The sequence below is a fragment of the Rhodococcus sp. IEGM1428 genome (genome assembly GCF_050321865.1).
Lineage (GTDB): Bacteria > Actinomycetota > Actinomycetes > Mycobacteriales > Mycobacteriaceae > Rhodococcoides.
In genome coordinates, this window is the sequence record NZ_JBNQFW010000001.1 from 789994 (window position 1) to 813502 (window position 23509).

Here is a 23509-nt window from a genome sequence, read left to right on the forward strand (position 1 = left end):
GCGCACGTCACCAACTGGTCCCGGGAACCAATCTCCCGACACGCCGGATCACTTTGCCGATGCGTGCTTTCGGAGTCTTCGGATCGTACGGGCGGACTCGGTAGGGCACCTTCCCGTCCTCGAGGGGTACCGGCATCTCGCCCTTGGCGGCAGCGGATTCGGCGAACGTACGGTAGTGCTGATGCATCGTGCGGTCTTTGCCCTTGGGGGCGAACATGGCTCCGAACTGTCCGAGTGTTCCCAACGGTGTGTCGATGCGTTTGGGCTTGTCGCTCAGTGCGCGGATCACCATCGCGGCGGCCTTCTCGGGTGAGAACACGGTGCCGACGTTCTTGTCGCCCGTCGGGGTGATCATCGGGGTGTCCACCAGTGGCATATGGATGGTGGTGTAGGTGATTCCGTCCGAGAGTGTCTCTGCAGCAGCAACATCGGTGAAACCGTCGAGTGCGGCCTTGCTGGCCACGTACGCCGAGAAGCGCGGAGGGTGTCCCAGTACCGCGGCACTGGAGATGTTGACGACGTGTCCGAACTGGCGTTCGCGCAGATGCGGTAGCAGTGCCAGCACCAATCGAATCGCCCCGAAGTAGTTGACGGCCATGGTGCGCTCGTAATCGTGCAACCGATCGGTGGACCGATAGAGTGACCGGCGGATGGATCGACCGGCGCTGTTCACCAGCATGTCGACGTGACCGTGTTCGCTCAGAACGGTTTTGACGGTGTGGTCCACCGATTCGCTGTCGGTCACGTCGCACGGGTAACCGTAGGCGGTACCGCCCGATTCGCGAATGTGCTCGACCACCTCGTCGAGTTGATCTTGTCCGCGCGCGAGAAGAATGACCACTGCGCCCTTGCGTGCTGCCGCCTCGGCACTGGCTCGGCCGATGCCGGAGGACCCGCCGGTGATGATGATGTGACGACCGAACAGTGCACCCCGCGGGTCGTCCCGGCGGTTGCGCTTGGGATCGAAGTTCTTCTGCCAGTACGTCCACACGCGATCTGCGTAGGTGCGCAGTGGCGGCGGCGTGATCGAGCTGCCCTGCAACGCTTTCTGCGTTGCTGCCGACTCGAACACCGTGGGCAGTGTCAGGTGATCGAGCATGACCGGTGGGACACCGAGATCGCGGAGGGCGGCGTTGCGCTGCTTTCGTACCGCTCCGGATTTGGGGGAGACAACCGGGGCAACCAATGCTCCGGGAACGTCGAGCACTCGTGCTCGGGATCCGGCCGCCGACGAGAATGCCGAGTACACCTCCGCCATGGACTGTGGACTCGGGTTCACCAAGTGAAAAACGCTGTGGGGAGCGGTGTCTCGGTGCACGAGTTCGACGATGGCGTCGGCGACGTAGTCGACCGGAACCAGGTTGGTATTGCCCATCTTCGGCACCGTGATCGGTAGCACGGAGGGCAGCTTAGCCAGTTGCGCGAAGAACGGAAAGAAGTAGTACGGGCCGTCGATCTTGTCGATGGCTCCGGTCTCCGAGTGCCCGATGATCGCGGCAGGCCGGTAGACCCGCCAGTCCACGGTGCTGTCGCGGACCAATTTCTCGGACTCGAACTTGGTGCGATGATAGGCCGTCGGGAATCTCTGGCCGAGGTCGAAATCGTTCTCGGAGAACGTTCCTCGGTAGTCTCCGGCAACGGCGATCGACGAGATGTGATGTAGTCGAGCGCCGGTCTTCTCGGCCAGGCCGATGACCGAGGCGGTTCCGGCGACATTGGTCGGTGCCTGCTCGTCGCCTGCGGTCAGATCGTAGACGGCACCGAGATGGAGGATGTGGTCGATGTCGGACGGCACGTCCGATAGTCCGAGCTCGGGTTCGGTGAGATCACCGATCAACGGACGAATCCGATCGCCGCCGTCGAGTTGCTGTGCATGTCGCTCGAGGCGAGCCACCGAGTTCGGACGCACCAGCGCGTGGATCACGGCGTTCGCGTCACGCTCCAGCAGTCGGGGTAGGACGTTCTTACCGAGAAACCCGGTACCGCCGGTCACGATGTAGTTCGCCATGCGAGCCGACCTTACTCCGAAGTAAGTTCCTGGGCTAGTGGCCTATACCGGCCTTGTCGTGCACTTTCTTCATCCATGCCGGAGCCCACCAATTGGCCTCACCCATGAGCTTGACCAAGGACGGAACCAGCAGCATGCGGATGATGGTGGCGTCGATGATCAGGGCGAGAATGACGCCGAAGCCGAGAAACTTCATGATCGACAGACCCGAGATGGTGAACGCCCCAGTGACCACGATCAGAATCAGCGCTGCCGCGGTGACGATACGTCCGGTGCGCTGAGCACCGAAGACAACGGCTTCTTCGGTGCTCGCTCCCGCCGCGCGAGCTTCGACCATGCGAGACATCAGGAACACTTCGTAGTCGGTCGACAAGCCGAAGATGACCGCGAGGATGAGGACCACGAACGTCGATTCGAGTGGTCCTGGAGTGACGCCGATCAGTCCTGCCCCGTGGCCCTCCTGAAACACCCACGTCAGGGCACCGAATGTCGCGCCCAAGCTCAGCCCTGCCATCAGTACGGCCTTGATCGGCAACACGATCGAGCCGAACGCCAGGAACAGCAGTACCAGCGTCGAAACGACCATGATCGAGATCATCACCGGTAGCCACTTCGCAATGGCCGCATTTCCGTCGTCGATGTTCGCGCGACTGCCGCCTACGAGGATCTCGGTTCCGTCCGGAGGGGTGATCGAGCGCAATGCAGACACTGAGTCGGATTGGGATTCGGCCTCGGTCAGTCCACCGGTCGGTTCGCTGTAGGCCGCCTCGAGGGTCACGAAATCGTCTTTGGAGCCGATGAATTCGGCGCGGGCGATACCGGGCGTGGATTCCACAGCCGAGGTCAGAGCTGCAATGGGTGCGCCCTGAGGCTTGACGCCGTCCAGGCCACGAAGAACGACGGTGGCACCGTCACCGGTCGACTCGAAGTCGGCACCGAGTGTCTCGAACGCCATGCGCGCAGGGTTGTCTTTCGGCAACGCCGTGTAGTCGACCTCGCCGAGCGAGACCTTGAGGATCGGGGTGGCGATGATCAGCAACCCAGCGACGATGACAGCTGCGACGATCCCAGGATGCTTCATCACACGGGTGACCACACCACCCCAGAACTTGTGTGCGCGTGCATCGCTGCGATCGGACGCGGTGCGTGACCAGGTCCAGGAATTGATTCGGGTGCCGAGAATTGCGAGCAGTGCCGGAACGACGGTCAGTGACAGGGCAGCGGCGCTCGCCACCGCGGCCATGGCGCCGAATCCGAGGGACCGGATCACTGCCTGGGGGAAGACGAGCATGCCGGCGAACGCACAGATCAACAGCAGTCCCGAGAAGACGACGGTCTTGCCGGCAGTGGCGACGGTGCGGACGGTCGCGTCGACGGACGTCGACCCGCTTCGCAATTCCTCGCGGAACCTGCTGACGATGAACAATCCGTAGTCGATGGCCAGGCCGAGCCCCAACAGCGACGCGACGTTGATCGAGAACGAACTGACTTCGGTGAACTCGGTGAGGACACGCAGGATCGCCAGGGAGCTGAGCACACTCAGGATGCCGACGAACACCGGAACCGCCGCGGCGATCACGCCACCGAAGATGAAGATCAGCAGCAGCAGTGTGATGGGAACAGCGATGAGCTCCGAGCGGACGAGGTCGCTTTCGAGGGTCTCACTGAGCGAAACTCCGACCACCGACGCTCCGGCGAACTGCGATTCGACGCCGGGCACTTCGAGCTGGGGCGGAAGTTCGCCGAAGGTATTGAACGTGACGCCCGAGTTGGCGCCGAGGGATACCGTCACCAGCGCCTTCGTTCGGTCCTTCGAGACCAGGAATTCTTTGCTGACCGGGTCTGCGGTCCAGTACGAATTCACGTTGCCGAGGGTGTATCGACCGGTGAACTCGTCGAGCGTCGCCTGTACTCGGGGCCCGATGTCGTCGATCGTTTCGCCGTCGGGTGCGGTGTAGATCGCCACGATATCCGGTGTCGGCTGACCGATGCCCTGCACCAGCCGCGCCACCTCGGACGACTCACTGCCGGCGTCGGCGTAGCCGCCCTCGCTCAGTTTCGAGAAGACGCTCAGTCCCAACACCCCGCCGACGGCGACGACGACAACGACGACTGCCAGTACCCATCGTTTGTGCGATACGACGAACGAGGCCCAACGGGTCACGACGGTGCTCCGGCTCTGTGGAAGGGGTCAGTGGCGACTCGACTGTAGTTGATCGTGTCGGACCCTCGTGCTCTCATTAGAACAAGTGTTCGATGCAACGGCGATGTGGTGTGGGGAGGGCTCGATGGGATGGAACGACGGACCACCAACGTGGTCGGAGATGGAGCGCGTCCTGTCCGGACGTCCCAAGCCTGCGGCCGAGGGTGACGGCGGCGACAGCCCGGCGTGGTCGCGAAAGAGGGACGTCTACGACCGCACCATCGACAAGCCCGTGCTGTCCACGACGCCGTATGCAGAATTGCATGCGCACTCGGCGTTCAGCTTTCTCGACGGTGCCTCGCAGCCGGAGGAGATGGTCGAAGAAGCGGTACGCCTCGGCCTCGAATCCATCGCCATCACCGATCACGACGGTTTCTACGGAGTCGTTCGCTTCGCAGAGGCGGCCAGAGCTCTCGGCATCGGAACCGTGTTCGGTGCCGAACTATCGCTCGACAGCGACCGATCCAGGGCCGGAGCGACCGACCCCGACGGCACTCATCTGTTGGTGCTCGCCCGCGGTCAAGAGGGGTATCGACGTCTCTCGCGTCGGATCGCGGCCGCGCACCTGGCCGGTGGGGTCAAAGGCAAGCCGCAGTACGACATCGACGAACTCACCGACGCTGCAGGCGGGCACTGGCAGATTCTCACCGGTTGCCGGAAGGGTCATGTTCGGCAGGCACTCTCGCGCGGTGGTCCGGAGGCGGCCGAGGCCGCACTGCGCACTCTCGTCGACCGCTTCGGTCCCGACCGCGTGACCGTCGAACTCACCCGGCACGGAGTTGCCGACGACGACGAGCGCAACGATGCGCTCGCGGCACTGGCTCGCAAGTACAGCCTTCCGATGATCGCGACCACGGCCGCGCACTACGCGAGTCCGCGCAGCAGGAGGTTGGCCATGGCAATGGCTGCGGTACGTGCGCGCAGCAGCTTGGACGAGGCCGCCGGTTGGATGGCACCGACGGGCGGCGCACATCTTCGGTCCGGGGCGGAGATGGCCGAATTGTTCGAGCACTATCCGGGCGCGGTACGCGGTGCCGTCGAGCTCGGTCGTGAGTGCTCGTTCGATCTGACGTTGATCGCGCCACGCCTGCCGCCGTTCGAGGTGCCCGACGGTTACACCGAGATCAGTTATCTGCGGCGACTCACGTTCGAGGGCGCGGCCCGACGCTATGGCCCGCAATCGGCGAATCCGGCGGCGTATTCGCAGCTCGAATACGAACTCGACATCATCGAGCGGCTCGAGTTCCCCGGCTACTTTCTGGTGGTCCACGACATCGTCCATTTCTGCAAGACACACGACATCCTCTGTCAGGGAAGAGGTTCGGCAGCGAACTCTGCTGTCTGCTACGCCATCGGTATCACCAACGTCGACCCGGTGGCCAACAAGCTGCTGTTCGAGCGGTTCCTGGCACCCGAACGCGACGGCCCACCCGATATCGACATCGACATCGAATCGGATCGCCGCGAAGAGGCGATCCAGCACGTCTACGCCAAGTACGGCCGTACCCATGCCGCTCAGGTGGCCAACGTCATCACCTACCGCGGCAAGTCCTCGGTACGAGACATGGCCCGTGCGCTCGGCTTCTCGCAGGGGCAACAGGACGCGTGGAGCAAGCAGATCACCCGCTGGTCCGGAATCGGTGATCAGGAAGGTGACGGTATTCCCGAGTCGGTTCTCCAACTTGCGCGGCAGATCGAGGGATTCCCGCGGCACCTCGGCATTCACTCCGGCGGCATGGTGATCTGCGATCGGCCGATCGCAGATGTCTGCCCGGTGGAGTGGGCGACGATGGAGAATCGCAGTGTGCTGCAGTGGGACAAAGACGATTGTGCCGCAGTGGGTTTGGTGAAGTTCGACATGCTCGGACTGGGCATGCTCTCGGCGCTGCATTACATGATGGACCTGATCGCCGAGCACAAGGGCATCGACATCGACCTCGCCTCGATCGACCTGTCCGAGCCCGAGGTGTACGAGATGCTTCAACGAGCCGATTCGGTGGGGGTGTTCCAGGTCGAATCCCGCGCGCAGATGGCTACTCTGCCGAGGCTCAAGCCGCGTAACTTCTATGATCTGGTGGTCGAGGTCGCCCTGATCCGTCCTGGTCCGATCCAGGGTGGTTCGGTGCACCCGTACATCAAGCGTCGCAACGGACTCGAGCCGGTGATCTTCGAGCACCCGTCGCTCAAGAAGGCACTCGATCGAACTCTCGGAGTTCCGCTGTTCCAGGAACAGCTGATGCAGATGGCCATCGATGTCGCCGGTTTCAGTGCAGCCGACGCCGACCAATTGCGTCGTGCCATGGGATCGAAGCGATCACCGGAGAAGATGGAGCTGCTGCGCGGGCGGTTCTACGATGGGATGCGCGATCTGCACGGCATCACCGGTGAGGCTGCCGACCGCATCTACGAAAAGCTGTCGGCATTCGCCAATTTCGGCTTCCCCGAGAGTCATTCGCAGAGTTTTGCCTCGTTGGTCTTCTATTCGTCGTGGTTCAAGTTGCATCATCCGGCGGCCTTCTGTGCAGGCTTGCTGCGCGCCCAGCCGATGGGTTTCTACTCACCGCAGTCCTTGGTCGCCGATGCCAGGCGGCACGGCGTGCTGGTACACGGTGCCGACGTAAATGCCAGTCTGGGTCATGCGAATCTCGAGGGAGACGGCCTCGAGATTCGCATGGGGTTGGCCGATGTGAAGTTCATCGGTACCGCACTGGCTCAGAAGATCGTCGATGCCCGGAACTCGCACGGGCCGTACGCCTCGTTCCTGGATCTGACCGGTCGTGTCGAACTGTCGGTTGCGCAGGCGGAAGCACTGGCCACGGCCGGCGCACTGGGGTGTTTCGGCATCACACGTCGAGAGGCGTTGTGGGCTGCCGGCGCGGCCGCAGGGGAGCGGCCTGGTCTTCTCCCCGGCATCGGCGCATCGACGAAAGCGCCTGCGCTGCCGGGTATGACGGACCTCGATCTGGCGTCGGCCGATGTCTGGGCAACCGGGGTCTCGCCGAATTCCTACCCCACCCAGTTCTTTCGAGATCGGCTCGAATCTCTCGGGGTGGTTCCTGCGAATCGGTTGCTGCAGATCCCCGATGGAGACCGAGTCCTCGTCGGCGGTGCGGTGACGCATCGCCAGCGGCCGGCCACTGCCGGAGGCGTCACGTTCATCAACCTCGAGGACGAAACCGGCATGGTCAACGTGGTGTGCTCGGTCGGATTGTGGGCCAAGTACCGCAAGTTGGCAATCACGGCTCCGGCGTTGCTCATTCGAGGCAAAGTGCAGAACGCAGAGGGCGCGGTGACCGTGGTGGCAGACCATCTGCAACTGATGGATCTGCGAGTCGCATCCAGGTCGAGGGACTTTCGTTGACCGGGCCGCACCGCTCGCGTGCACAATCGAGTGGTGAAGCTGCTGCTGATTGCCGACACTCATCTCCCGAAGCGTGCTCGCGACCTGCCCGACGAAGTGTGGTCGGCCGTCGACGACGCAGATGTCGTGATCCATGCCGGTGATTGGGTGGACCTCGCATCGTTCGAGGCACTGTCGCAGCGGTCGCGTTCGCTGGTCGCGTGCTGGGGGAACAACGACGGTGACGAGTTGCGGGCTCTGATGCCCGAGCGCGCCGACGTCTCGCTCGGCGGAGTTCGGTTCACCGTGGTGCACGAGACCGGTGCCGCGACGGGCCGTGAACGACGCATGGCGGCGGCATACCCGGAGACGGACGTCCTCGTGTTCGGGCACAGTCACATACCGTGGGACACCTTCGCGGACAACGGTCTACGGCTGCTCAACCCTGGATCTCCTACGGATCGGCGTCGGCAACCGTTCTGCACCTACATGACGGCCGTTGCCGAGAACGGGGCGCTCGACGAAGTCGAACTGCACCGCGTCGCACCTCGCTAGTGGCAGCTGAGGCGTTCACATACCGCCGGCCACCCGTACGACGGTTCCGGTGGCGTACCGCGCATCGGCGGAGAGCAACCACGACACCGCACCGGCAATCTCGTCCGGCACACCTGGGCGGCCGAGGGGGATGTTCGACGCCATCTTCTGCGGCCGTTGTCGATCTCGGTGGAAGTCGGTTTCGATGATTCCGGGTGCCACTGCATTGACCCGAATATTTTGCGCGGCAACCTCTTTGGACAGACCGACGGTCAGTGTATCGACCGCAGCCTTGGCTGCCGCGTAGTGCACGTACATTCCGGGGCTACCGAGGGTGGCGGCAGCAGAGGACACGTTGACGATTGCTCCACCCGATTCGGTCATCGCTACGATCGCATATTTGCAGCAGGTGATCACCCCGATCAAGTTGACATCGATGTCTGCTCTGATGGTCTCGATGTCGTTGTCCACCAGCATCCCGACGGCGCGTGCCGAGCCCGCGTTGTTCACCAATCCGGTGAGGGTGCCGATCTCCGCGGCCGCGGCGAACAGGGTGGAGACCGCCTGCTCGTCGGTGGTGTCGGCGCGTACCGCGACCACAGTTCGCCCGGATGTCGACAACTCGGTGGCGAGTCTCTCGGCAGCGACGGCATCGGAACGGTAGCCGATCACCACATCGTGCCCGTCGGCAGCCAGCCGTCGGGACACGGCCGCACCGATCCCGCGGCTGCCACCGGTGACGATGGTCAAGGGAGCGCTCATCGTTCGACAATAGCCACCGCGGAGAGGGCACAATTGCGGAAGCACCAACCGCGTTCGACGGAAGGAGGTCTGTGATGATCGATCGGCCGGAGTTGGCCGCTTTTCTTCGGCAGCGGCGTGAGTCGTTGCAGCCCGAGGACATCGGCCTTCCACGTGGACAGCGCAGGCGAACGCAGGGCCTTCGACGCGAGGAGGTCGCCGAACTGTGCCATATGTCGACCGACTACTACGCCCGGCTCGAACGTGGGTCCGGTCCGGCGCCGTCGGAGCAGATGATTGCGTCGATCGCGCAGGGTTTGCATCTGTCGCTGGGGGAGCGTGATCACGTGTTCCGCCTCGCCGGGCACGCTCCTCCTGTGCGCGGGATCTCGACCGACCACATCAGCCCAGGGTTGCTCCGGATACTGGACCGACTGAACGACACCCCCGCCGAGATCGTGTCCGAGCTCGGTGAAACTCTGCGCCAGACGCCGCTGGGCGCGGCAGTGACCGGCGATGCATCGTTGCGCACCGGGCCGAACCGGAGTCTGGGATATCGCTGGTTCACCGACCCCGCTACCCAGCAGTCGTACCCGCCGGACGAGCGTGCCGTGCTGTCTCGGGTGTATGCGTCGGGGCTGCGTGAGATCGTCACTCTTCGCGGGCCGGACTCCACAGCAGCGCATCTGGCCGCCGAGCTGCACGAGGTCAGCGAGGAGTTCCGAACCCTCTGGGAGAAGCGCGAAGTGGGGGTGCATCCACCCGAGTCCAAGCGGTTCCTGCACCCGACGGTCGGCATGTTGCAACTGAACTGTCAGACCCTTCTCGACCCGGAGCAAGCGCATCGGCTGTTGGTGTACACGGCAGTACCCGGCAGCGAGAGCTATGCCAAATTGGAACTGCTCGCGGTGGTGGGAACACAGGTCCTGTCCTGACTCGGTGCAGGGTGTCGGAGTATCAGTGGATCGGGAAGTCCTGGATAAGCCCGAGACGGTAGTCGAACATGGGTTCTGCACGTCCGAGCTGGACTATCACAACACCCGAGGAGCTTGATTATGGGCCGCATCGCAGATCTATCCATCCCCGACCTGAACGGCAAGCGCGCCGTCGTCACGGGAGCCAGCGACGGGATCGGTACGGTCATCGCGACGCGGCTCGCGCGTGCCGGCGCAGAGGTCGTCATGCCGGTGCGCTCTGCCGCCAAGGGGGAGCGCGCAGCCGAGTCGATCCGGGCTGCGGTATCCGGTGCGCAGGTCAGCACCCGCGAGTTGGACCTGTCGTCACTGAATTCGGTTGCAGCGTTGGCGAGCGAGCTCGTCTCCGAAGGACGGCCGATCGATGTGCTCGTCAACAATGCAGGAGTCATGCAGCCACCCGAGCGCCAAGTCACTCAGGACGGATTCGAGCTGCAGTTCGGAACCAACCACCTCGGTCATTTCGCACTCACCCTCGCTCTGCTGCCGCTTCTCCGTGCCGGCGGTGCTCGAGTCACCCATCAGACGAGCATCGCGGCGCGATCGGGGGCCATCAACTGGGACGACCTGAACTGGGAGCGTTCCTACGACGTCATGAAGGCATACAGTCAGTCGAAGCTCGGGGTGGCCTTGTTCGCCCGCGAACTCGACGCACGCAGCAGGGCCGGTGGGTGGGGAATCACCAGCAATATGGCCCATCCCGGAATTTCACCGACCAATCTGCTTGCGGCCCAACCAGGTCTGGGGCGTCCGAAAGATTCTGCGGGAAGACGGCTCATCGGTGTTCTTGCCCGCGTCGGCATCGCAGGAACAGTGGACAGCGCCGCGCAACCGGGCGTTATCGCCGCGGCGGGTACAGCCTCGCGCGGTGATCAGTTCGTCGGTCCCGCCCGGTTGATCGGCGGACCGCCCGCCGAGGTCGGGCTGTGGAAGCCACTGCGCAACATGGACGACGCACGCCGGCTGTGGGAAGCGTCCGAAGAGCTGACCGGTGCGCGACTCTCGTCCTGAAGCGCTCGACTTCGACTGCGTCGGATCGACTGTCAGCGAGGTGTCGGCGCGGGTTCCCGGGCATGGTCGACCAAATCGTGCACCAACCCGATGATGACATCCATCTGAGCGATCACCTCGACGCGCAGCCGGTCCTGCTCCTCTACGGGCATGTCCGGTGAGTCGGGCCGGTCGAGAGACATCAGTAGGTCGATGTTCGTCCGCAGTGCCGTCAACGGCTGCATCAGTTCGGCACCTGCATCGACGATCAACTGCCCTTGGCGTTCTCGCGATCGCGACAGCGCTGCCAACATTTCGTTGAAGCTGTTGGCGAGTGAGGCCAGTTCGTCGTCTCCGTTGACGTCGATCGGCTCGAAACTTCCAGTTCTGGCGACTCTTTCGGTGCCGGCACGGAGGCGTCGGACCGGTCGGAGTCCGGTTCGGGCAACAGCGGCACCGGCGACACCGGCCAGCGCTACGAGGAATGCCCCGACGATAACGAGTGCAAGTGTGAGCTTGGCGAGCAGTGGTGACGCTTCGCTGAGCGATTCGGCCACCATGATTGTTGCGCCTGAGTCGGTGCGTTGGGCCGAGAGGTAGTAGCCACGAACCTCACGCAGCGACCGATCGACGCTACCGTCGACGACAGATTTTTCAGGGCCGTCCAGGGTGCCGTCCGAGTTGATGAACGGTTCGGTGCCGTTCGTCGACGTCACCAACGCGCCGTCGCTCGTCACCAGCGCTACTTTTACCTTGGTGCCCTCGGTGTCTTCGATGCCGAAGCCGAGCAGACCGGCAGGCAGGCCGGATGTCGCGCTGGCGATGATGGCGTCGCTGTTGCGGCCGACGCGGTCGATGATCTGCGAACGTAAGGCTTGCTCCGCAACGAGATAGATCGCCAGAGCACTCACGGCTACGGCGAGGGCCGCCACACTCATCGTCAACACTCGTATCCGGCCGTGCAGCGACAGCGCCCTCGGGCGAGCGGCCGCGCGCGAATTCCTCATTTTTCGAGTATGCCGGTCGGCGCGAGTCCATGATTCCGCAGACCAGTCCAGAGTGTCGGGGTGATGGAGCAGAGCGCGGTGGGTGAGGGGTTCGACGCAGTTGCTCAGGGTCGCCGGTCGGCGGGCGCGTTGCCTTCGTCCCATCGTTGCGCCCATTGCCATAGTGGTTCCAGTGCCGGCCCCAGCTCGTCGCCGAGTTCGGTCAGGCGATAGGTCCCATCCGAGTCTTTCAGTAGCACTCGCGCATCGACGAGCGTGCGCAGTCGGGTGGCGAGAACGCTGGATGAGATGTCGTCGGTGCGTCGCCTGAGCTCTAGGAACCCGAGCGGCCCGTCGCGCAGTTCCCACAGGATGCGCATGTTCCATCGCTGCCCCAGTAGATCGAGCACGGCCATCATCGATCGGCGGGGTGCGTTTGCCATTTCCATCGCGCTTCATCATAGTGGTTCGAAAATCGAAGCAGTTCGAAAATCGAAGCTAGAGGAGGATGTCGATGACCCGACGTATGGACGGAAAGTCGGTGTTGATCACCGGCGCTTCCCGTGGCATCGGAGCCGAAACCGCGGTGCAGTTGGGTGCGGGAGGTGCGATGGTTGCGGTGAACTACCGAGAGAAGAAGCGCAGGGCCGACGCCGTGGTGCGAACGATCGAGGAGAGCGGGGGTCGAGCTCTGGCTGTCGGAGCCGACGTCACCGATCAGGACGCAATCGATGCGATGCTCGACTCGGTTGTCACCGAGTTCGGCGCTCTCGATGTGCTGGTGCTCAACGCATCCGGTGGACTCGAGCTCGGTGCCGACCCCGGCTACGCGATGAGCATCAACCGCGACGCCCAGGTTTCATTGGCTCGAGCGGCCACCGATCGGATGAAGCCCGGCTCGCGCATCGTGTTCCTCACCAGTCATCAGGCGCATTTTCACGGCCGAAAGCCGGTCCCTGTCGAGTACGAGCCCATTGCCGCCAGCAAGCGTGCAGGAGAGGACGCCCTGCGCGACTCGATTCCCCACTTCGAGAGTCGAGGCATCGAATTGGTCGTCGTCTCGGGGGACATGATCGAGGGCACGATCGTCGTCACTCTGCTGGAACGCCGCAACCCCGACGCGGTGGCCGCTCGTACCGCACACGGTGCGCTTCCGACAGTCGCCGAATTCGCTACGGCTGTGGTGGCAGCATGCGTCGATCCGATCGAAAAATCAGGGCATGTCGTCTACGTCGGCGGAGCCGATTACCTCGAGCAGTAGCTGCGGGTAATCGGCTCCGTTCGACGACGGGAGATCGTGTCCCCGGAAATCAGCTACCGAGGACGCAGAACTGGCCGCTGGAAAGATTCAGGGCGAGAGACAGCGGGCCGACGCAATCGACGCCCTGCCCTTCGGATGTGGCACCGGATCCCCACCCTGCGACGGCGAGAGTGGTTTGGCCGGCGTCGGCCCACGAGTGTGCGATGCCCCCGCCGAGCGCGAGAGCGTAGGCCGTACCCGCATTCTTGCTGGCTCCGAGTGCGACGCCGTATCCGTTGGCGTAGGTGGTCGTTGCGCCGGGGCCGTCGTTGACGCTGACCGCGGTACCGCTGTCAGCAGCACCGGCGGTGGCCCGGCCGGTGCCCTCCGAGGTGGCGCCGCAGCTGGCGGTGCCGTCGACCTGGATGTCGTTGGCCGAGGGCGGAGACACACAGTTGACGGGGGCGGCCGACGCGGTGCCTGCACCCACCAGCGCCGCGGCGGTCATTCCTGAGCCGAGGGCGAATATTGCTGCGGTGCGGGCAATTCGGCTACCGAACCGACTCGACGTTCGCGTGGTGGAGGAGTAGGACGAAGAACGGCGGGGCTGGGAAACAAAGAACAACAGAAAGCTCCTTCACGAGCGAAACGGGTCGATGCGGCACACCGTACCCCGCTCGAGTCCTTGACGGCAGCATGCTGACGAGGTTTGTATAACGGTGCCGCTGGCATCCGCGAATGAATCGTCGTTGAAGTCCGGTTTGCGTACCCTTGCCGGAGCTGTCGTGGCCGCCGGTCGTGCGTTCGGGGCACTGTCCTGTCCTGTGGTGGAATAGTCCAATTCGGTTCCGTCGCTTGATATTTCGATGTTCGCATCGGAGTTGTCCGTCACGTCCGAGTCGGTACTCGGTGGGGCGGGGGCGCAAGCGCCGATGCCCGCCGATCGCAAGGAAATCGTTACCGACAGCTACCGCCCGCCGCTGTGGCGAAGACGCGTCGAACACTGCCGATCTCATCGAGACTGGATCGACAGTGTCGAGCCGTCGGGGCACGTGTGACGGTTCGTTGTCACAGACGATCGGCCCGCCCATTTATCGACGCTCACAATTGATTTCGCGTCCGAGGAAGGGGATGGCCCGGCCGAACAGCTACATTTCGGTGACCGTCGAGGACCTGACCTCGCGGCCTCAGGGACCGGTTGTACCGCCGTACGTAGCAATCTTGTATTCGGTTGCCAGCAGCGAGAGCTGCAGTTCGCGGATGCGGCGTCGAACGGTGTCTCGATGCTCGACGAGCATGTCGAGTCGTGCCGGAACGGTGTGCTCTCCGCCGTCGACCAGCTCGACGTAGTGCTGCAAGTCGCGCATCGGCATTCCCGACAGCCGCATGCGGGTGAGAAACACGAGTCTACGAATGGCGACGTTGTCGTAGCTGCGATGGTCGAGCCCGTCGCGGGCCACCTCGATCAGACCGCACCGTTCGTAGTACCGAAGGGTGTGTGCAGAGATATCGAGCAACTCGGAAACCTCGGAGATGCCGAGTGGTTCGGAGAGCTCTCCGGGCTCGATCAGCTCGTGTACCAGTTCTACGGTCAACGGTGCGTCCGAATCCGCCACGGCTGCCAGCGCCCTGTTCATCAAGTCCGTAGTCGCCATGAGTACAGAAGATAGTCCGGCGAGCGGTGTCAGACCGGCCGGACAGATTCGGGAACACCCGGGAAATCCGCACCGGCACTCGCCTCGGCATGGGTCTCGAGCGAGGCGAGCTCCCGCCGGTAGGACTCGCGCAGCCGTCGGACGGCCTCGCGTCCCAGCGGAATGCGAAGAGGAGCAGAGTCGGCCTCGACCAGGTCACGGATGATTCGCGCCGCGCGGTGAGGATCACCTTCCTGTCGTCCGTCCGCGGCGAGCATGTCGGTTCTCATCGCACCGAGAGCGTCGGCGTACGCGTCTGTGGACGCAGCGCGTTCGAGTACGTCGGCACTGTTGAAACCGGTCCGAAAGCGACTCGGCTCGACGATCAGAACTCGAATCCCGAACGGTGCGACCTCGCCGGCCAGTGCCTCCGACCAACCCTCCAGTGCAAATTTTCCTGCCGAGTAGGAACCGGCTCCAGGGAATGAGATGCGGCCGCCCTGGCTGCTCATCTGCACGATCGTTCCTGCGCGACGTGCACGCATTCCCGGCAGTACGGCCCTGGTCAGGGCGGCGGGTCCGACGACATGTTGTTCGAGCATGTCGCGCAGTCGTGCGTCGTCGATTTCCTCGGCAGCACCGATCTGCCCGACGCCGCCGTTGTTGACGAGTACGTCGACCCGTCCGAATCGATCGATCGCCCTCTCGACGACTGTCGGCGCGGACTCGGTGTCTCGTACGTCGAAAGCTATGGGCAGTAGCGACTTCGGGTACTCGGCCATCAGGTCGCCGATTCGTTCGGGGCGTCGCATGGCTGCGACGACGGTGTCGCCCGCTTCCAGGGCCGCTACGGTCAGCGCCCGTCCCAACCCGGACGATGCTCCGGTGACGAGCCAGGTACGTGGTGAATCGGTCCGTTGTGCTGCAGATGTCATGAAACGCACGCTAGGGGTTCGAGCGCACTCGAACGCAAACCCGTCAGACGCTGCCCTCGTACCCGTGTTGCCGCCATGCCTCGTACATCGTCACCGCCGCTGCGTTGGCGAGGTTGAGTGATCGACGGCCGGGAATCATCGGTATGCGAAGGCGGTCGCTCACGTGCGGGTCGTCGAGGACCTCGTCGGGGAGTCCGGTGGGTTCCGGTCCGAAGAGGAGAACATCGCCGGGCTCGTACGCAACGTCGGCGTAGGAACGTGTGGCGTGGGCGGTGTAGGCGAACACTCGCGTCGGTGCCAGAGCCGACCAGGCCGACGGCAGGTCTCGGTGCACGGTGACGGACGCCAGATCGTGGTAGTCCAAGCCGGCCCGTTTGAGCTTCGGCTCGGACATGTCGAAGCCGAGCGGACCCACCAGGTGCAGCTCGCATCCGGTGCCGGCGACCAGGCGAATTGCATTGCCGGTGTTCTGGGGGATTCGGGGCTCGAAGAACATCAGTCGAAACACCCGGTTCACTCTGCCACCACGAACCGGGGAAGTATGGGGCAGGTGGACGACGAGCAGATCATCGGTGAAGATTTTTCCGACACTCGATTGGACGGGCAGGAATGGAACGGCAGGCAATTCGTCCGGTGCACCTTTCGTGATGCCGACATGAGTGGAGTGCGAACCGACTCGGTCGTGTTCACCGAATGCGATTTCACCGGCACCGACCTGACCGAATCGATCCACACGAATTCTGCATTTCGATCGTGCACCTTCACTCGGACGAATTTGCAGCACAGCACATTTCGTCACTCGACCATGATGGGTTCGGTCTTCGTGGACAGTCGGATGCGGCCCGCGACCTACGACGAGGTCGATTTCACTCTCGCGGCGTTGGGGAACGTCGACCTGCGCGGTCTCGACCTCACGGGGTGCCGGATGCGGGAGGCGAACCTGGTGTCTGCGGATTTTCGGAAAGCAACAGTGCGCTCGGTCGATTTCGCGGGAGCCCGCACTGTCGACGCCAAGTTCGACGAGGCCGACCTGCGTGGAGCCGTTGCCGATCCGTCCCTGTGGGTGAGCGCGAGTGTGCGTGGTGCCAAGATCGAGCTGATGCAGGCCGTGGCATACGCGGGAGCGCACGGTCTCGTCGTGGAGGGTTGACGCGGTCTTCGGACCGGCGCGGCGCGGTCGACCTCGAGCCTGGAACAATGGCCGGGTGACTGCAACGATTCTCGATGGCAAAGCGACCCGTGACGAGATATTCGTCGATCTCACCGCCCGCGTGGCAGCGCTCCGTGAGAGGGGCATAACCCCAGGGCTGGCCACCGTCTTGGTGGGAGACGACCCGGGTTCTGCGGCGTACGTCCGGGGCAAGCACAACGACTGCGCCAAGGTCGGGATCACCTCGATTCGTCGTGATCTGCCCGCCGACATCACCCAGGCCGATCTCGAGGCAGTGATCGACGAACTCAACGCCAACCCCGAGTGCACCGGATACATCGTGCAGCTGCCGCTGCCGAAGCATCTCGACGAGAATGCTGCTCTGGAGCGGATCGATCCGGACAAGGACGCCGACGGTCTGCACCCGATCAACCTCGGCCGTCTGGTGCTCGGTAAGGACGCTGCGCTGCCGTGCACGCCGCGTGGCATCGTGCACCTGCTGCGTCGCTACGACGTGGCCCTCGACGGCGCGCACGCGGTGGTCATCGGCCGCGGCGTCACGGTCGGTCGGCCTATCGGCCTGTTGCTCACGAGACGGTCGGAGAACGCCACGGTGACGTTGTGCCACACCGGAACTCGCGATCTTGCCGCCGAGGTCTCCCGCGCCGACATCATCGTTGCCGCCGCCGGAGTTCCGGGATTGATCACCGCGGACATGGTCAAGCCCGGTGCTGCCGTCCTCGATGTCGGTGTGACCCGCACCGAGGACGGATTGCGCGGGGACGTCGCCGACGGTGTTGCCGAGGTAGCAGGTTTCCTCTCGCCCAACCCCGGTGGTGTCGGACCTCTGACGCGGGCCTTCTTGCTCACCAACGTCGTCGAGCGTGCCGAGCGCACCGCAGCCGAGAGCTGAGCGATCCGAGGATGAACGCCGCCGACGATTCGCGAACCGAATCCGACCAGGGATTTCGTGCAGCGGTAGCGCGTAACCTACCGATCGTCGCGGTGTCGGTCGTCGTGCTTGCCGCGCTGGTTCTGGTGCTGGCGGATCGCTGGCGGCGCGGCGCGTTCATCTTCGGATGTGCGGCGCTACTGGCCGCGGTGCTGCGATTGTGCCTGCCCGAATCTCGGGTCGGAACCCTGAGCGTGCGCAGTCGTGGATTCGACGTGCTCGCGTTGGGCTGCGTAGGCGGAGCGATCGTGTTCTTGTCGCTGTCGATCGACCCACTGGGCACCGACTGATACCAGGAGCGGGCCCTGGGGGGAGCCCAGGGCCCGTCGGTGTCAGCGGCGTCCGAGGCGAGCGAGTTCCATCGTCTCGGCGAGCAGTTTCGCCACCGAGTCGGCTTCGGTCAGGAAGCCGTCGTGACCGTCGCGAGATTGGATCACTTCGAGTCCGCGGCACTGGGGGAGTTCGCGTGCGATCTCCTTCTGCAAGCGCAGTGGATACAGACGATCCGAATCGACGCCGCCGACGATGGTCGGAACCGGTACCGACGCAAGAGCTTCGGCTACACCGCCGCGGCCACGACCCACATCGTGACGGTTCATTGCCTCGGTGAGTAGGACATAGGTCGCCGCGTCGAATCGATTGACCAGCTTTGCGGCCTGGTGCTCGAGGTAGCTCTGTACCGAGTAGCGACCGCCGGCCCACGGATCCTCGTCGTTCTGCGCAGAGTTGCCGAACCGAATGTCGAGTTCGCTCTCGGTGCGATACGTCAGATGCGCAATGCGTCGTGCGATACCCAGTCCGGCCGTCGGAGATGTTCCGGTGGCGTGATAGTTGCCACCGAGCCAACCCGGATCCGCCTTGATCGCGGCGATCTGCGTTGTCTGCGTGCCGATCTGGTCGGCTGTTGCCCGGGCTCCGACTGCCAGAACCAGTGCCGCTGCCACTCGATCGGGGCGACTGACGATCCATTCGAGGGTGCGCATGCCGCCCATCGAACCGCCGACGACAGCGGCGAAGCGGTCGATGCCCAGGGCGTCGGCGACGGCTGCCTCGGCCGCGACCTGGTCGCGGATGGAGATCTCGGGGAACGTCGAACCGTACGGTGTGCCGTCGGGCGAGATGCTGCTCGGTCCGGTGGTGCCGCCGCACCCGCCGAGCACGTTGGTCGCCACTACGCACCACTCGTCGGTGTCGATAGGGCACCCGGGTCCGACCATTCCGTTCCACCAACCGGGCAGTGCATGATCTGCATCCGGCGGGCCGGACACATGCGAATCGCCCGTCAGGGCATGTTCGACGAGCACGACATTGCTGCGGTCGGTGGCGAGTTCGCCCCACCGTTGCACTGCCACAGTGACCTGGGGGATGCGAGCGCCGTTCTCGAGATCGAGACCGCCGATGTCGATGGTGCCCAGCCGCCCGTCCGGAGACGGAAGAACCGCCTCCGGACGAACGCCTGTGTCGCAGCTGTGACTCAAGATGCCGCCGCGCTGAAGCCGACCTCGAGATCGGCGATGATGTCGTCGATTCCTTCGATTCCCACGGCGAGACGAACCAGACCCGGCGTCACTCCCGATGCCAACTGCTCTTCGGGAGTCAGTTGGGAATGGGTGGTGGACGCGGGATGGATGACGAGTGAGCGCACGTCTCCGATGTTAGCGACGTGACTGTGCAGTGTGAGCGCGTTGACGAACTTCTTGCCCGCGTCCACTCCGCCCTTCAACTCGAATGCGACGATCGCACCCTGCCCCTTGGGCAACAACTCCTGGCCGCGTCGGTACCACGGCGACGATTCGAGTCCGGCGTAGTTGATCGAGACGACGTCGTCGCGGCCGGCGAGGAACTCGGCCACTTTCTGCGCGTTCGCCACGTGCCGCTCGATTCGGAGGCTCAACGTCTCGATGCCTTGGCTGATGAGGAAGGCATTGAACGGGGAGACCGCCGCACCGATGTCGCGCAGCAACTGCACGCGTGCCTTCAATGCGAATGCAGGCGCGCCGAGATCGGCGAAGACCACACCGTGGTAGCTCGGGTCCGCGGTGGTGAAGTTGGGGTGACGGCCCTGCGTCCAATCGAAGGTGCCACCGTCGACGATGACGCCCGCGATCGCCGTGCCGTGCCCGCCCAGGTACTTGGTCGCCGAATGCACGACGATGTCGGCACCGTGCTTCAACGGCTGTAGCAGGTACGGCGTCGCCACCGTGTTGTCCACGATCAACGGGATGCCGTTCTCGTGGGCCACCGCCGAGATGCCGGGGATATCGAGAATGTCGTTCTTCGGGTTGGAGATCGACTCGCCGTAGAAGGCCTTGGTCGACGGCGTGATCGCGGCTCGCCACTGCTCGAGATCATCGGGATCGTCGACGAACGAGACGGTGATGCCCAGCTTGGGGAGCGTGTAGTGGAAGAGGTTGTACGTGCCGCCGTACAGCCGCGGGCTCGAGACGATGTGGTCGCCTGCCTCCGCGAGATTGAGAATCGCGAACGTCTCGGCCGCCTGACCCGACGCGAGCAACAGCGCCGCGACGCCACCCTCGAGAGCGGCGATGCGCTGCTCCACGACGTCCTGGGTGGGGTTGATGATGCGGGTGTAGATGTTGCCCGGCTCTGCGAGTCCGAACAGTGCGGCCGCGTGATCGGTGTTGTCGAACGTGTACGAGGTGGTCTGGTAGATCGGCAATGCACGGGCGTTGGTAGCGCCGTCCGGGGTCTGACCCGAGTGGATCTGCTTGGTCTCGAAACTCCAGTTGGCCGCCGGGTCGGTGAACGGATCCTCGGTGGGTGCTCCGGTGGCGTCGACGATGTCGGGGGTCGAATCGGTCATGGCTGGTGATACTCCGTTTTCTGAGACGAGTCTGTCTAAGACGAATCGAATGTCGAATGATGCTCGAGAAGTCGAGCGTTACGGGGCGTATCGGTACAGCAACACATGAGAGAACCTCCTGACAGGCCTCGGCCCCGGGAGGCCGAAGATTCAGTGGGTCCGCTGCCTGCGGACCCGCGCTTGTCGATTCGGCACTCGGCGTGCCGGATCGGCCCGGTCGTTCACCCGGGGCACCCCACCGCGGTTGGAGGGTTGCCGGCCAGCAAGCCGGGGCTCGATGCTGGCACTCATGACCTGGCGAAGATCTTAGCGGGTGCGGACGTGTCACAGGAACAAGGGCTCGGTGCGGCGCCCGGTGGAACTCGAGCAGATGCTCGGGTGAGGACAATCACCGCGCTGCGACTCGAAAACAGGTTGCCCGAGGGAAGACAATGGTCGGGTTGGCTGTTCTCTTACTCGGTTGCGCTCTGCTGAATCGATTCGGCCGGCCACCGTTCTTGTTGCTCCATTCCACGATCGAAACGAAGGTAGTACCGCTGTGACTGTCACCGATTCCGCTCTTTCCCGAGTCAGCGCTGTGCGCGGCAAGGTCTCGAGTGGTCTGAGCGTCAGTCATCGACCGCACTCGACCCGTCGCAGGCTCGCCATGTTGGCCCTGTCCATCGGTGGCTTCGGCATCGGCACCACGGAATTTGCGTCGATGGGCTTGCTGCCGGACATCGCCACCACGATGGGGATCTCCGAGCCCTCCGCGGGCCACATGATCTCTGCCTACGCGCTCGGCGTCGTGGTCGGCGCGCCCACCATCGCTGCCCTGGCTGCGCGCGTTCCCCGGCGGATGTTGCTGCTGGTGTTGATGGTCGCCTTCACTCTGGGCAACCTCGGAACCGTGTTCGCACCCAGTTTCAACGAGCTCGTCGCCTCGCGATTCGTCGCGGGCCTGCCGCACGGTGCGTACTTCGGAGTGGCCGCGCTGGTGGCTGCCCACCTCGCCGAACCAGGTAAACGAGCCAAAGCCGTCGCGATGGTGATGATGGGTCTCTCGGTCGCCAACGTCGTCGGCGTACCGGTGGCAACCTGGATCGGGCAGGCGCTGGGTTGGCGCAGTGCGTTCGCTCTCGTGGCGGTCATCGGTGCCCTCACCGTCGCCGCGCTCGCTGTGTGGATGCCGCGACTCGACGCCATGCCGACCACCAGCCCCATCACCGAGCTCGGTGCACTGCGTCGCAGCCAGGTGTGGATGACCCTGTTCGTGGGCATCGTCGGATTCGGTGGCATGTTCGCGGTGTACACCTACATCGCGTCGACGTTGACCGATGTCGCCGGTCTCGCTCGCGCGCTCGTTCCGGTCGCCCTGATGATCTATGGACTCGGAATGGTCGCCGGCAACTACGCCGGTGGCTGGCTGGCAGACCGGTACCAGCTCAAGGGCACCTTCGTCGGGCTGGCCGCAACTGCAATGTTCCTGGCGCTGTTCGTGGCAGCGGCACACAATCCGATCACTGCTCTGCTTCTGGTGTTTCTGATCGGCGCATCCGGCTCCTCGGTGGTTCCCGGTCTGCAGACGAGGTTGATGGACGTGGCCGAGGACGCCCAGACGCTGGCCGCATCGCTGAACCACGCCGCATTCAACCTGGCCAATGCCATCGGTGCGGCAGTCGGTGGTGCCGTGATCGCCGCCGGCTTCGGCTACACGGCACCCGCCGCTGTCGGCTCCGGCCTGGCGGTGGCCGGTCTCGGTGTGCTGGCCACCGCCATGTGGATGGACAAGCGCGCGGCCGCACAGTAGGCCACCCGGTCCTGTCAGCTGGTGATCGTCGCTGCCGTTCCGCCGAGTGCTTCGGTCAGCGCCGGGGTCAGCTTGTCGATGACGTACGGCAGGCTCAGCACGCTGGTGAAGTAGATCGCACCTGCCGTCACCCCGTCGGTGAAGACCAGATTGCCGTCCTGCACCGGCTCCAGTGCGTTGTACACCGCTTCTTTCTCCAACTGGGCGCGGTCGCCGGGCCCTTCGGTTCCCCAGATCAACACGTCGGCGACGTTGAGTACGGACAGGTTCTCCAGCGGAATACTGGCCTGAGCGCTACCGTCGGCCGGAACGTACGCGTCGATGTCGTCGGGGATCGCGAAGCCGAGCTTGGTCAAAAAGTCTGTGCTCAGTCCGTCCTGGTACGCAATCGCCTTGCCCTCGTAGAACGCGTTCTGCAGGAAGATAGCCTTCTTGCCGGCAAACTCGGGGTGTGCGGCAGCGGCGTCCGCAAACTTCTGGTTCACTCCGTCGATCAACGCATCGACCTCGGTCTTCTGGCCCAGTGCGCGTCCGATCTTCTCGGCCTGGACGTCCCAGGGCTCGAAGTAGGCGGTAGACGCGTCGGACTGCGCGAGTGTCGGTGCGATGTCGCTGAGAGTGTCGTAGGTGTCCGCCGTCAGCCCGGCATTGGTGGCAATGATCAGATCGGGCTCGAGCGCGGCGATCTTCTCCGTCTCGAATCCATCGTCGTTCGAGAGCACTTCCGGCTGCGCGTCGCCCAGCGCTGCCTGAGCCCAGGGCCAGGTTGCGTACGGCTGTTCGCCGTACCATTCCGTGACGCCGACGGGTATGACGCCGAGCGCCAGCACGGTGTCCTGCTCGGTGTACCCCGCCACGACGATGCGAGTGGGTTCCGCGGGAACGACGGTCTCACCGAACGCGTGCTCGATCGTGACCGGAAATGCGGACGAGTCGGACGAGGAGCCCGTGTCCGCCCCTGCGGCAGGCGACGCCTCGTCACTCGAGTTCGAGCAAGCGCTGAGCAGTCCTGCGGTGGTCAGCGCTATCGCGCACACCGCGAGTGTCGTACGTAGTGGTCGGAAGTGCATCGAGACGCCTTTCGGAAGGGTTGGCTAACAAACGGAAGGATAGCCGACCCTAAATCGGGCGTGCGGCCGAGTTCGGGATCGACCCGACGGTCCGGCTCGAACCTTCACCGAACCTCCACATTTCCCGACGGACTCCTCC

Annotated in this window: 21 protein-coding genes and 1 riboswitch; of the genes, 9 read left to right on the plus strand and 12 right to left on the minus strand. The window is 64.1% G+C overall.

The window, feature by feature from the left end; genetic code table 11:
• Positions 1 to 7: 7 nt before the first annotated feature.
• Together ACQR3T_RS03640 and ACQR3T_RS03645 are read right to left on the minus strand one after the other, a co-directional pair.
• Positions 8 to 2008: an SDR family oxidoreductase gene (locus tag ACQR3T_RS03640; RefSeq protein WP_428692554.1), complete on the minus strand. Its 2001-nt coding sequence runs from the start codon at positions 2006 to 2008 to the stop codon at positions 8 to 10.
• Between the two features lie 34 nt (positions 2009 to 2042).
• Positions 2043 to 4172 carry an MMPL family transporter gene (locus tag ACQR3T_RS03645; RefSeq protein ID WP_032376805.1) on the minus strand — a complete coding sequence of 710 codons (2130 nt, stop codon included), beginning with the start codon at positions 4170 to 4172 and terminating at the stop codon, positions 2043 to 2045.
• A gap of 124 nt (positions 4173 to 4296) precedes the next feature.
• Between ACQR3T_RS03645 and ACQR3T_RS03650 the strand changes: the two genes are divergently transcribed.
• Both ACQR3T_RS03650 and ACQR3T_RS03655 read left to right on the plus strand, forming a co-directional pair.
• Positions 4297 to 7572, plus strand: a complete 3276-nt coding sequence (locus ACQR3T_RS03650; protein WP_428692555.1) for an error-prone DNA polymerase — start codon at positions 4297 to 4299, stop codon at positions 7570 to 7572.
• Between the two features lie 33 nt (positions 7573 to 7605).
• On the plus strand, positions 7606 to 8106 hold the full coding sequence (locus ACQR3T_RS03655; RefSeq protein ID WP_428692556.1) for a metallophosphoesterase family protein: 501 nt from the start codon (positions 7606 to 7608) through the stop codon (positions 8104 to 8106).
• Positions 8107 to 8121: 15 nt separating this feature from the next.
• Here the strand turns inward: ACQR3T_RS03655 and ACQR3T_RS03660 are convergent, their stop codons facing one another.
• Positions 8122 to 8847 (minus strand): SDR family NAD(P)-dependent oxidoreductase, encoded by a 726-nt coding sequence (locus ACQR3T_RS03660; protein WP_428692557.1) that lies wholly within the window; start codon positions 8845 to 8847, stop codon positions 8122 to 8124.
• A 74-nt stretch (positions 8848 to 8921) separates the two neighbouring features.
• Between ACQR3T_RS03660 and ACQR3T_RS03665 the strand changes: the two genes are divergently transcribed.
• Positions 8922 to 9761, plus strand: a complete 840-nt coding sequence (locus ACQR3T_RS03665) for a helix-turn-helix transcriptional regulator (protein WP_428692558.1) — start codon at positions 8922 to 8924, stop codon at positions 9759 to 9761.
• Between the two features lie 120 nt (positions 9762 to 9881).
• Positions 9882 to 10811, plus strand: a complete 930-nt coding sequence (locus ACQR3T_RS03670) for an SDR family oxidoreductase (RefSeq protein WP_428692559.1) — start codon at positions 9882 to 9884, stop codon at positions 10809 to 10811.
• Between the two features lie 32 nt (positions 10812 to 10843).
• Here ACQR3T_RS03670 and ACQR3T_RS03675 read toward each other — a convergent pair whose 3' ends face one another.
• A complete protein-coding gene (locus ACQR3T_RS03675) occupies positions 10844 to 11797 on the minus strand; it encodes a HAMP domain-containing protein (protein WP_428692560.1) in 954 nt (317 codons plus the stop codon).
• Positions 11798 to 11901: 104 nt separating this feature from the next.
• Entirely contained in the window at positions 11902 to 12225 is a 324-nt protein-coding gene (locus ACQR3T_RS03680) for a winged helix-turn-helix transcriptional regulator (RefSeq protein WP_032376810.1), read from the minus strand.
• 65 nt (positions 12226 to 12290) lie between these two features.
• Here ACQR3T_RS03680 and ACQR3T_RS03685 point away from each other — a divergent pair, with 65 nt between their 5' ends.
• The gene (locus ACQR3T_RS03685; protein ID WP_428692561.1) at positions 12291 to 13037 is read left to right on the plus strand and encodes an SDR family oxidoreductase; all 747 of its coding nucleotides are present in this window, start codon (positions 12291 to 12293) and stop codon (positions 13035 to 13037) included.
• A gap of 49 nt (positions 13038 to 13086) precedes the next feature.
• Here the strand turns inward: ACQR3T_RS03685 and ACQR3T_RS03690 are convergent, their stop codons facing one another.
• From ACQR3T_RS03690 to ACQR3T_RS03705, 4 genes are all read right to left on the minus strand, one after another.
• A complete protein-coding gene (locus tag ACQR3T_RS03690; protein ID WP_428692562.1) occupies positions 13087 to 13641 on the minus strand; it encodes a DUF6764 family protein in 555 nt (184 codons plus the stop codon).
• Between the two features lie 562 nt (positions 13642 to 14203).
• Entirely contained in the window at positions 14204 to 14671 is a 468-nt protein-coding gene (locus tag ACQR3T_RS03695; protein ID WP_032376813.1) for a MerR family transcriptional regulator, read from the minus strand.
• A gap of 29 nt (positions 14672 to 14700) precedes the next feature.
• Complete coding sequence (locus ACQR3T_RS03700; RefSeq protein ID WP_428692563.1) at positions 14701 to 15585, minus strand: SDR family oxidoreductase; 885 nt, start codon at positions 15583 to 15585, stop codon at positions 14701 to 14703.
• A gap of 43 nt (positions 15586 to 15628) precedes the next feature.
• On the minus strand, positions 15629 to 16093 hold the full coding sequence (locus ACQR3T_RS03705; RefSeq protein WP_170944539.1) for a tRNA (cytidine(34)-2'-O)-methyltransferase: 465 nt from the start codon (positions 16091 to 16093) through the stop codon (positions 15629 to 15631).
• A gap of 33 nt (positions 16094 to 16126) precedes the next feature.
• On the opposite strand from ACQR3T_RS03705, the gene ACQR3T_RS03710 reads away from it, so the two are divergent.
• From ACQR3T_RS03710 to ACQR3T_RS03720, 3 genes are read left to right on the plus strand one after another with little or no spacing between them, the layout of a single operon-like run.
• Positions 16127 to 16735: a pentapeptide repeat-containing protein gene (locus ACQR3T_RS03710; RefSeq protein ID WP_032376816.1), complete on the plus strand. Its 609-nt coding sequence runs from the start codon at positions 16127 to 16129 to the stop codon at positions 16733 to 16735.
• A gap of 55 nt (positions 16736 to 16790) precedes the next feature.
• Entirely contained in the window at positions 16791 to 17648 is an 858-nt protein-coding gene (locus tag ACQR3T_RS03715; protein WP_032376817.1) for a bifunctional methylenetetrahydrofolate dehydrogenase/methenyltetrahydrofolate cyclohydrolase, read from the plus strand.
• Positions 17649 to 17659: 11 nt separating this feature from the next.
• Complete coding sequence (locus tag ACQR3T_RS03720; RefSeq protein WP_052070152.1) at positions 17660 to 17977, plus strand: DUF3017 domain-containing protein; 318 nt, start codon at positions 17660 to 17662, stop codon at positions 17975 to 17977.
• A gap of 42 nt (positions 17978 to 18019) precedes the next feature.
• On the opposite strand, the gene metX is transcribed toward ACQR3T_RS03720, so the two are convergent.
• Positions 18020 to 19165, minus strand: coding sequence for a homoserine O-acetyltransferase MetX (metX, locus tag ACQR3T_RS03725; protein ID WP_428692564.1), 1146 nt, complete (start codon positions 19163 to 19165; stop codon positions 18020 to 18022).
• Positions 19162 to 20511, minus strand: a complete 1350-nt coding sequence (locus tag ACQR3T_RS03730) for a bifunctional o-acetylhomoserine/o-acetylserine sulfhydrylase (RefSeq protein ID WP_080730450.1) — start codon at positions 20509 to 20511, stop codon at positions 19162 to 19164. Before ACQR3T_RS03730 ends, metX begins: the two co-directional genes overlap by 4 nt.
• Positions 20512 to 20682: 171 nt before the next feature.
• A riboswitch (SAM riboswitch) is annotated at positions 20683 to 20806 on the minus strand.
• Positions 20807 to 21157: 351 nt separating this feature from the next.
• On the opposite strand from ACQR3T_RS03730, the gene ACQR3T_RS03735 reads away from it, so the two are divergent.
• A complete protein-coding gene (locus ACQR3T_RS03735; RefSeq protein WP_032378095.1) occupies positions 21158 to 22300 on the plus strand; it encodes an MFS transporter in 1143 nt (380 codons plus the stop codon).
• Positions 22301 to 22314: 14 nt separating this feature from the next.
• Here ACQR3T_RS03735 and ACQR3T_RS03740 read toward each other — a convergent pair whose 3' ends face one another.
• Positions 22315 to 23370, minus strand: a complete 1056-nt coding sequence (locus tag ACQR3T_RS03740) for an ABC transporter substrate-binding protein (protein ID WP_080730451.1) — start codon at positions 23368 to 23370, stop codon at positions 22315 to 22317.
• Between the last annotated feature and the right edge of the window lie 139 nt (positions 23371 to 23509).

Coding starts and splice junctions, on each gene's coding strand:
- ACQR3T_RS03640 (WP_428692554.1), bottom strand. CDS start 2,008: ATGGCGAACTACATCGTGACCGGCGGTACCGGGTTTCTCGGTAAGAAC.
- ACQR3T_RS03650 (WP_428692555.1), top strand. CDS start 4,297: ATGGGATGGAACGACGGACCACCAACGTGGTCGGAGATGGAGCGCGTC.
- ACQR3T_RS03660 (WP_428692557.1), bottom strand. CDS start 8,847: ATGAGCGCTCCCTTGACCATCGTCACCGGTGGCAGCCGCGGGATCGGT.
- ACQR3T_RS03665 (WP_428692558.1), top strand. CDS start 8,922: ATGATCGATCGGCCGGAGTTGGCCGCTTTTCTTCGGCAGCGGCGTGAG.
- ACQR3T_RS03670 (WP_428692559.1), top strand. CDS start 9,882: ATGGGCCGCATCGCAGATCTATCCATCCCCGACCTGAACGGCAAGCGC.
- ACQR3T_RS03675 (WP_428692560.1), bottom strand. CDS start 11,797: ATGAGGAATTCGCGCGCGGCCGCTCGCCCGAGGGCGCTGTCGCTGCAC.
- ACQR3T_RS03680 (WP_032376810.1), bottom strand. CDS start 12,225: ATGGAAATGGCAAACGCACCCCGCCGATCGATGATGGCCGTGCTCGAT.
- ACQR3T_RS03685 (WP_428692561.1), top strand. CDS start 12,291: ATGACCCGACGTATGGACGGAAAGTCGGTGTTGATCACCGGCGCTTCC.
- ACQR3T_RS03695 (WP_032376813.1), bottom strand. CDS start 14,671: ATGGCGACTACGGACTTGATGAACAGGGCGCTGGCAGCCGTGGCGGAT.
- ACQR3T_RS03700 (WP_428692563.1), bottom strand. CDS start 15,585: ATGACATCTGCAGCACAACGGACCGATTCACCACGTACCTGGCTCGTC.
- ACQR3T_RS03710 (WP_032376816.1), top strand. CDS start 16,127: ATGGGGCAGGTGGACGACGAGCAGATCATCGGTGAAGATTTTTCCGAC.
- ACQR3T_RS03720 (WP_052070152.1), top strand. CDS start 17,660: ATGAACGCCGCCGACGATTCGCGAACCGAATCCGACCAGGGATTTCGT.
- ACQR3T_RS03730 (WP_080730450.1), bottom strand. CDS start 20,511: ATGACCGATTCGACCCCCGACATCGTCGACGCCACCGGAGCACCCACC.
- ACQR3T_RS03735 (WP_032378095.1), top strand. CDS start 21,158: ATGTTGGCCCTGTCCATCGGTGGCTTCGGCATCGGCACCACGGAATTT.
- ACQR3T_RS03740 (WP_080730451.1), bottom strand. CDS start 23,370: ATGCACTTCCGACCACTACGTACGACACTCGCGGTGTGCGCGATAGCG.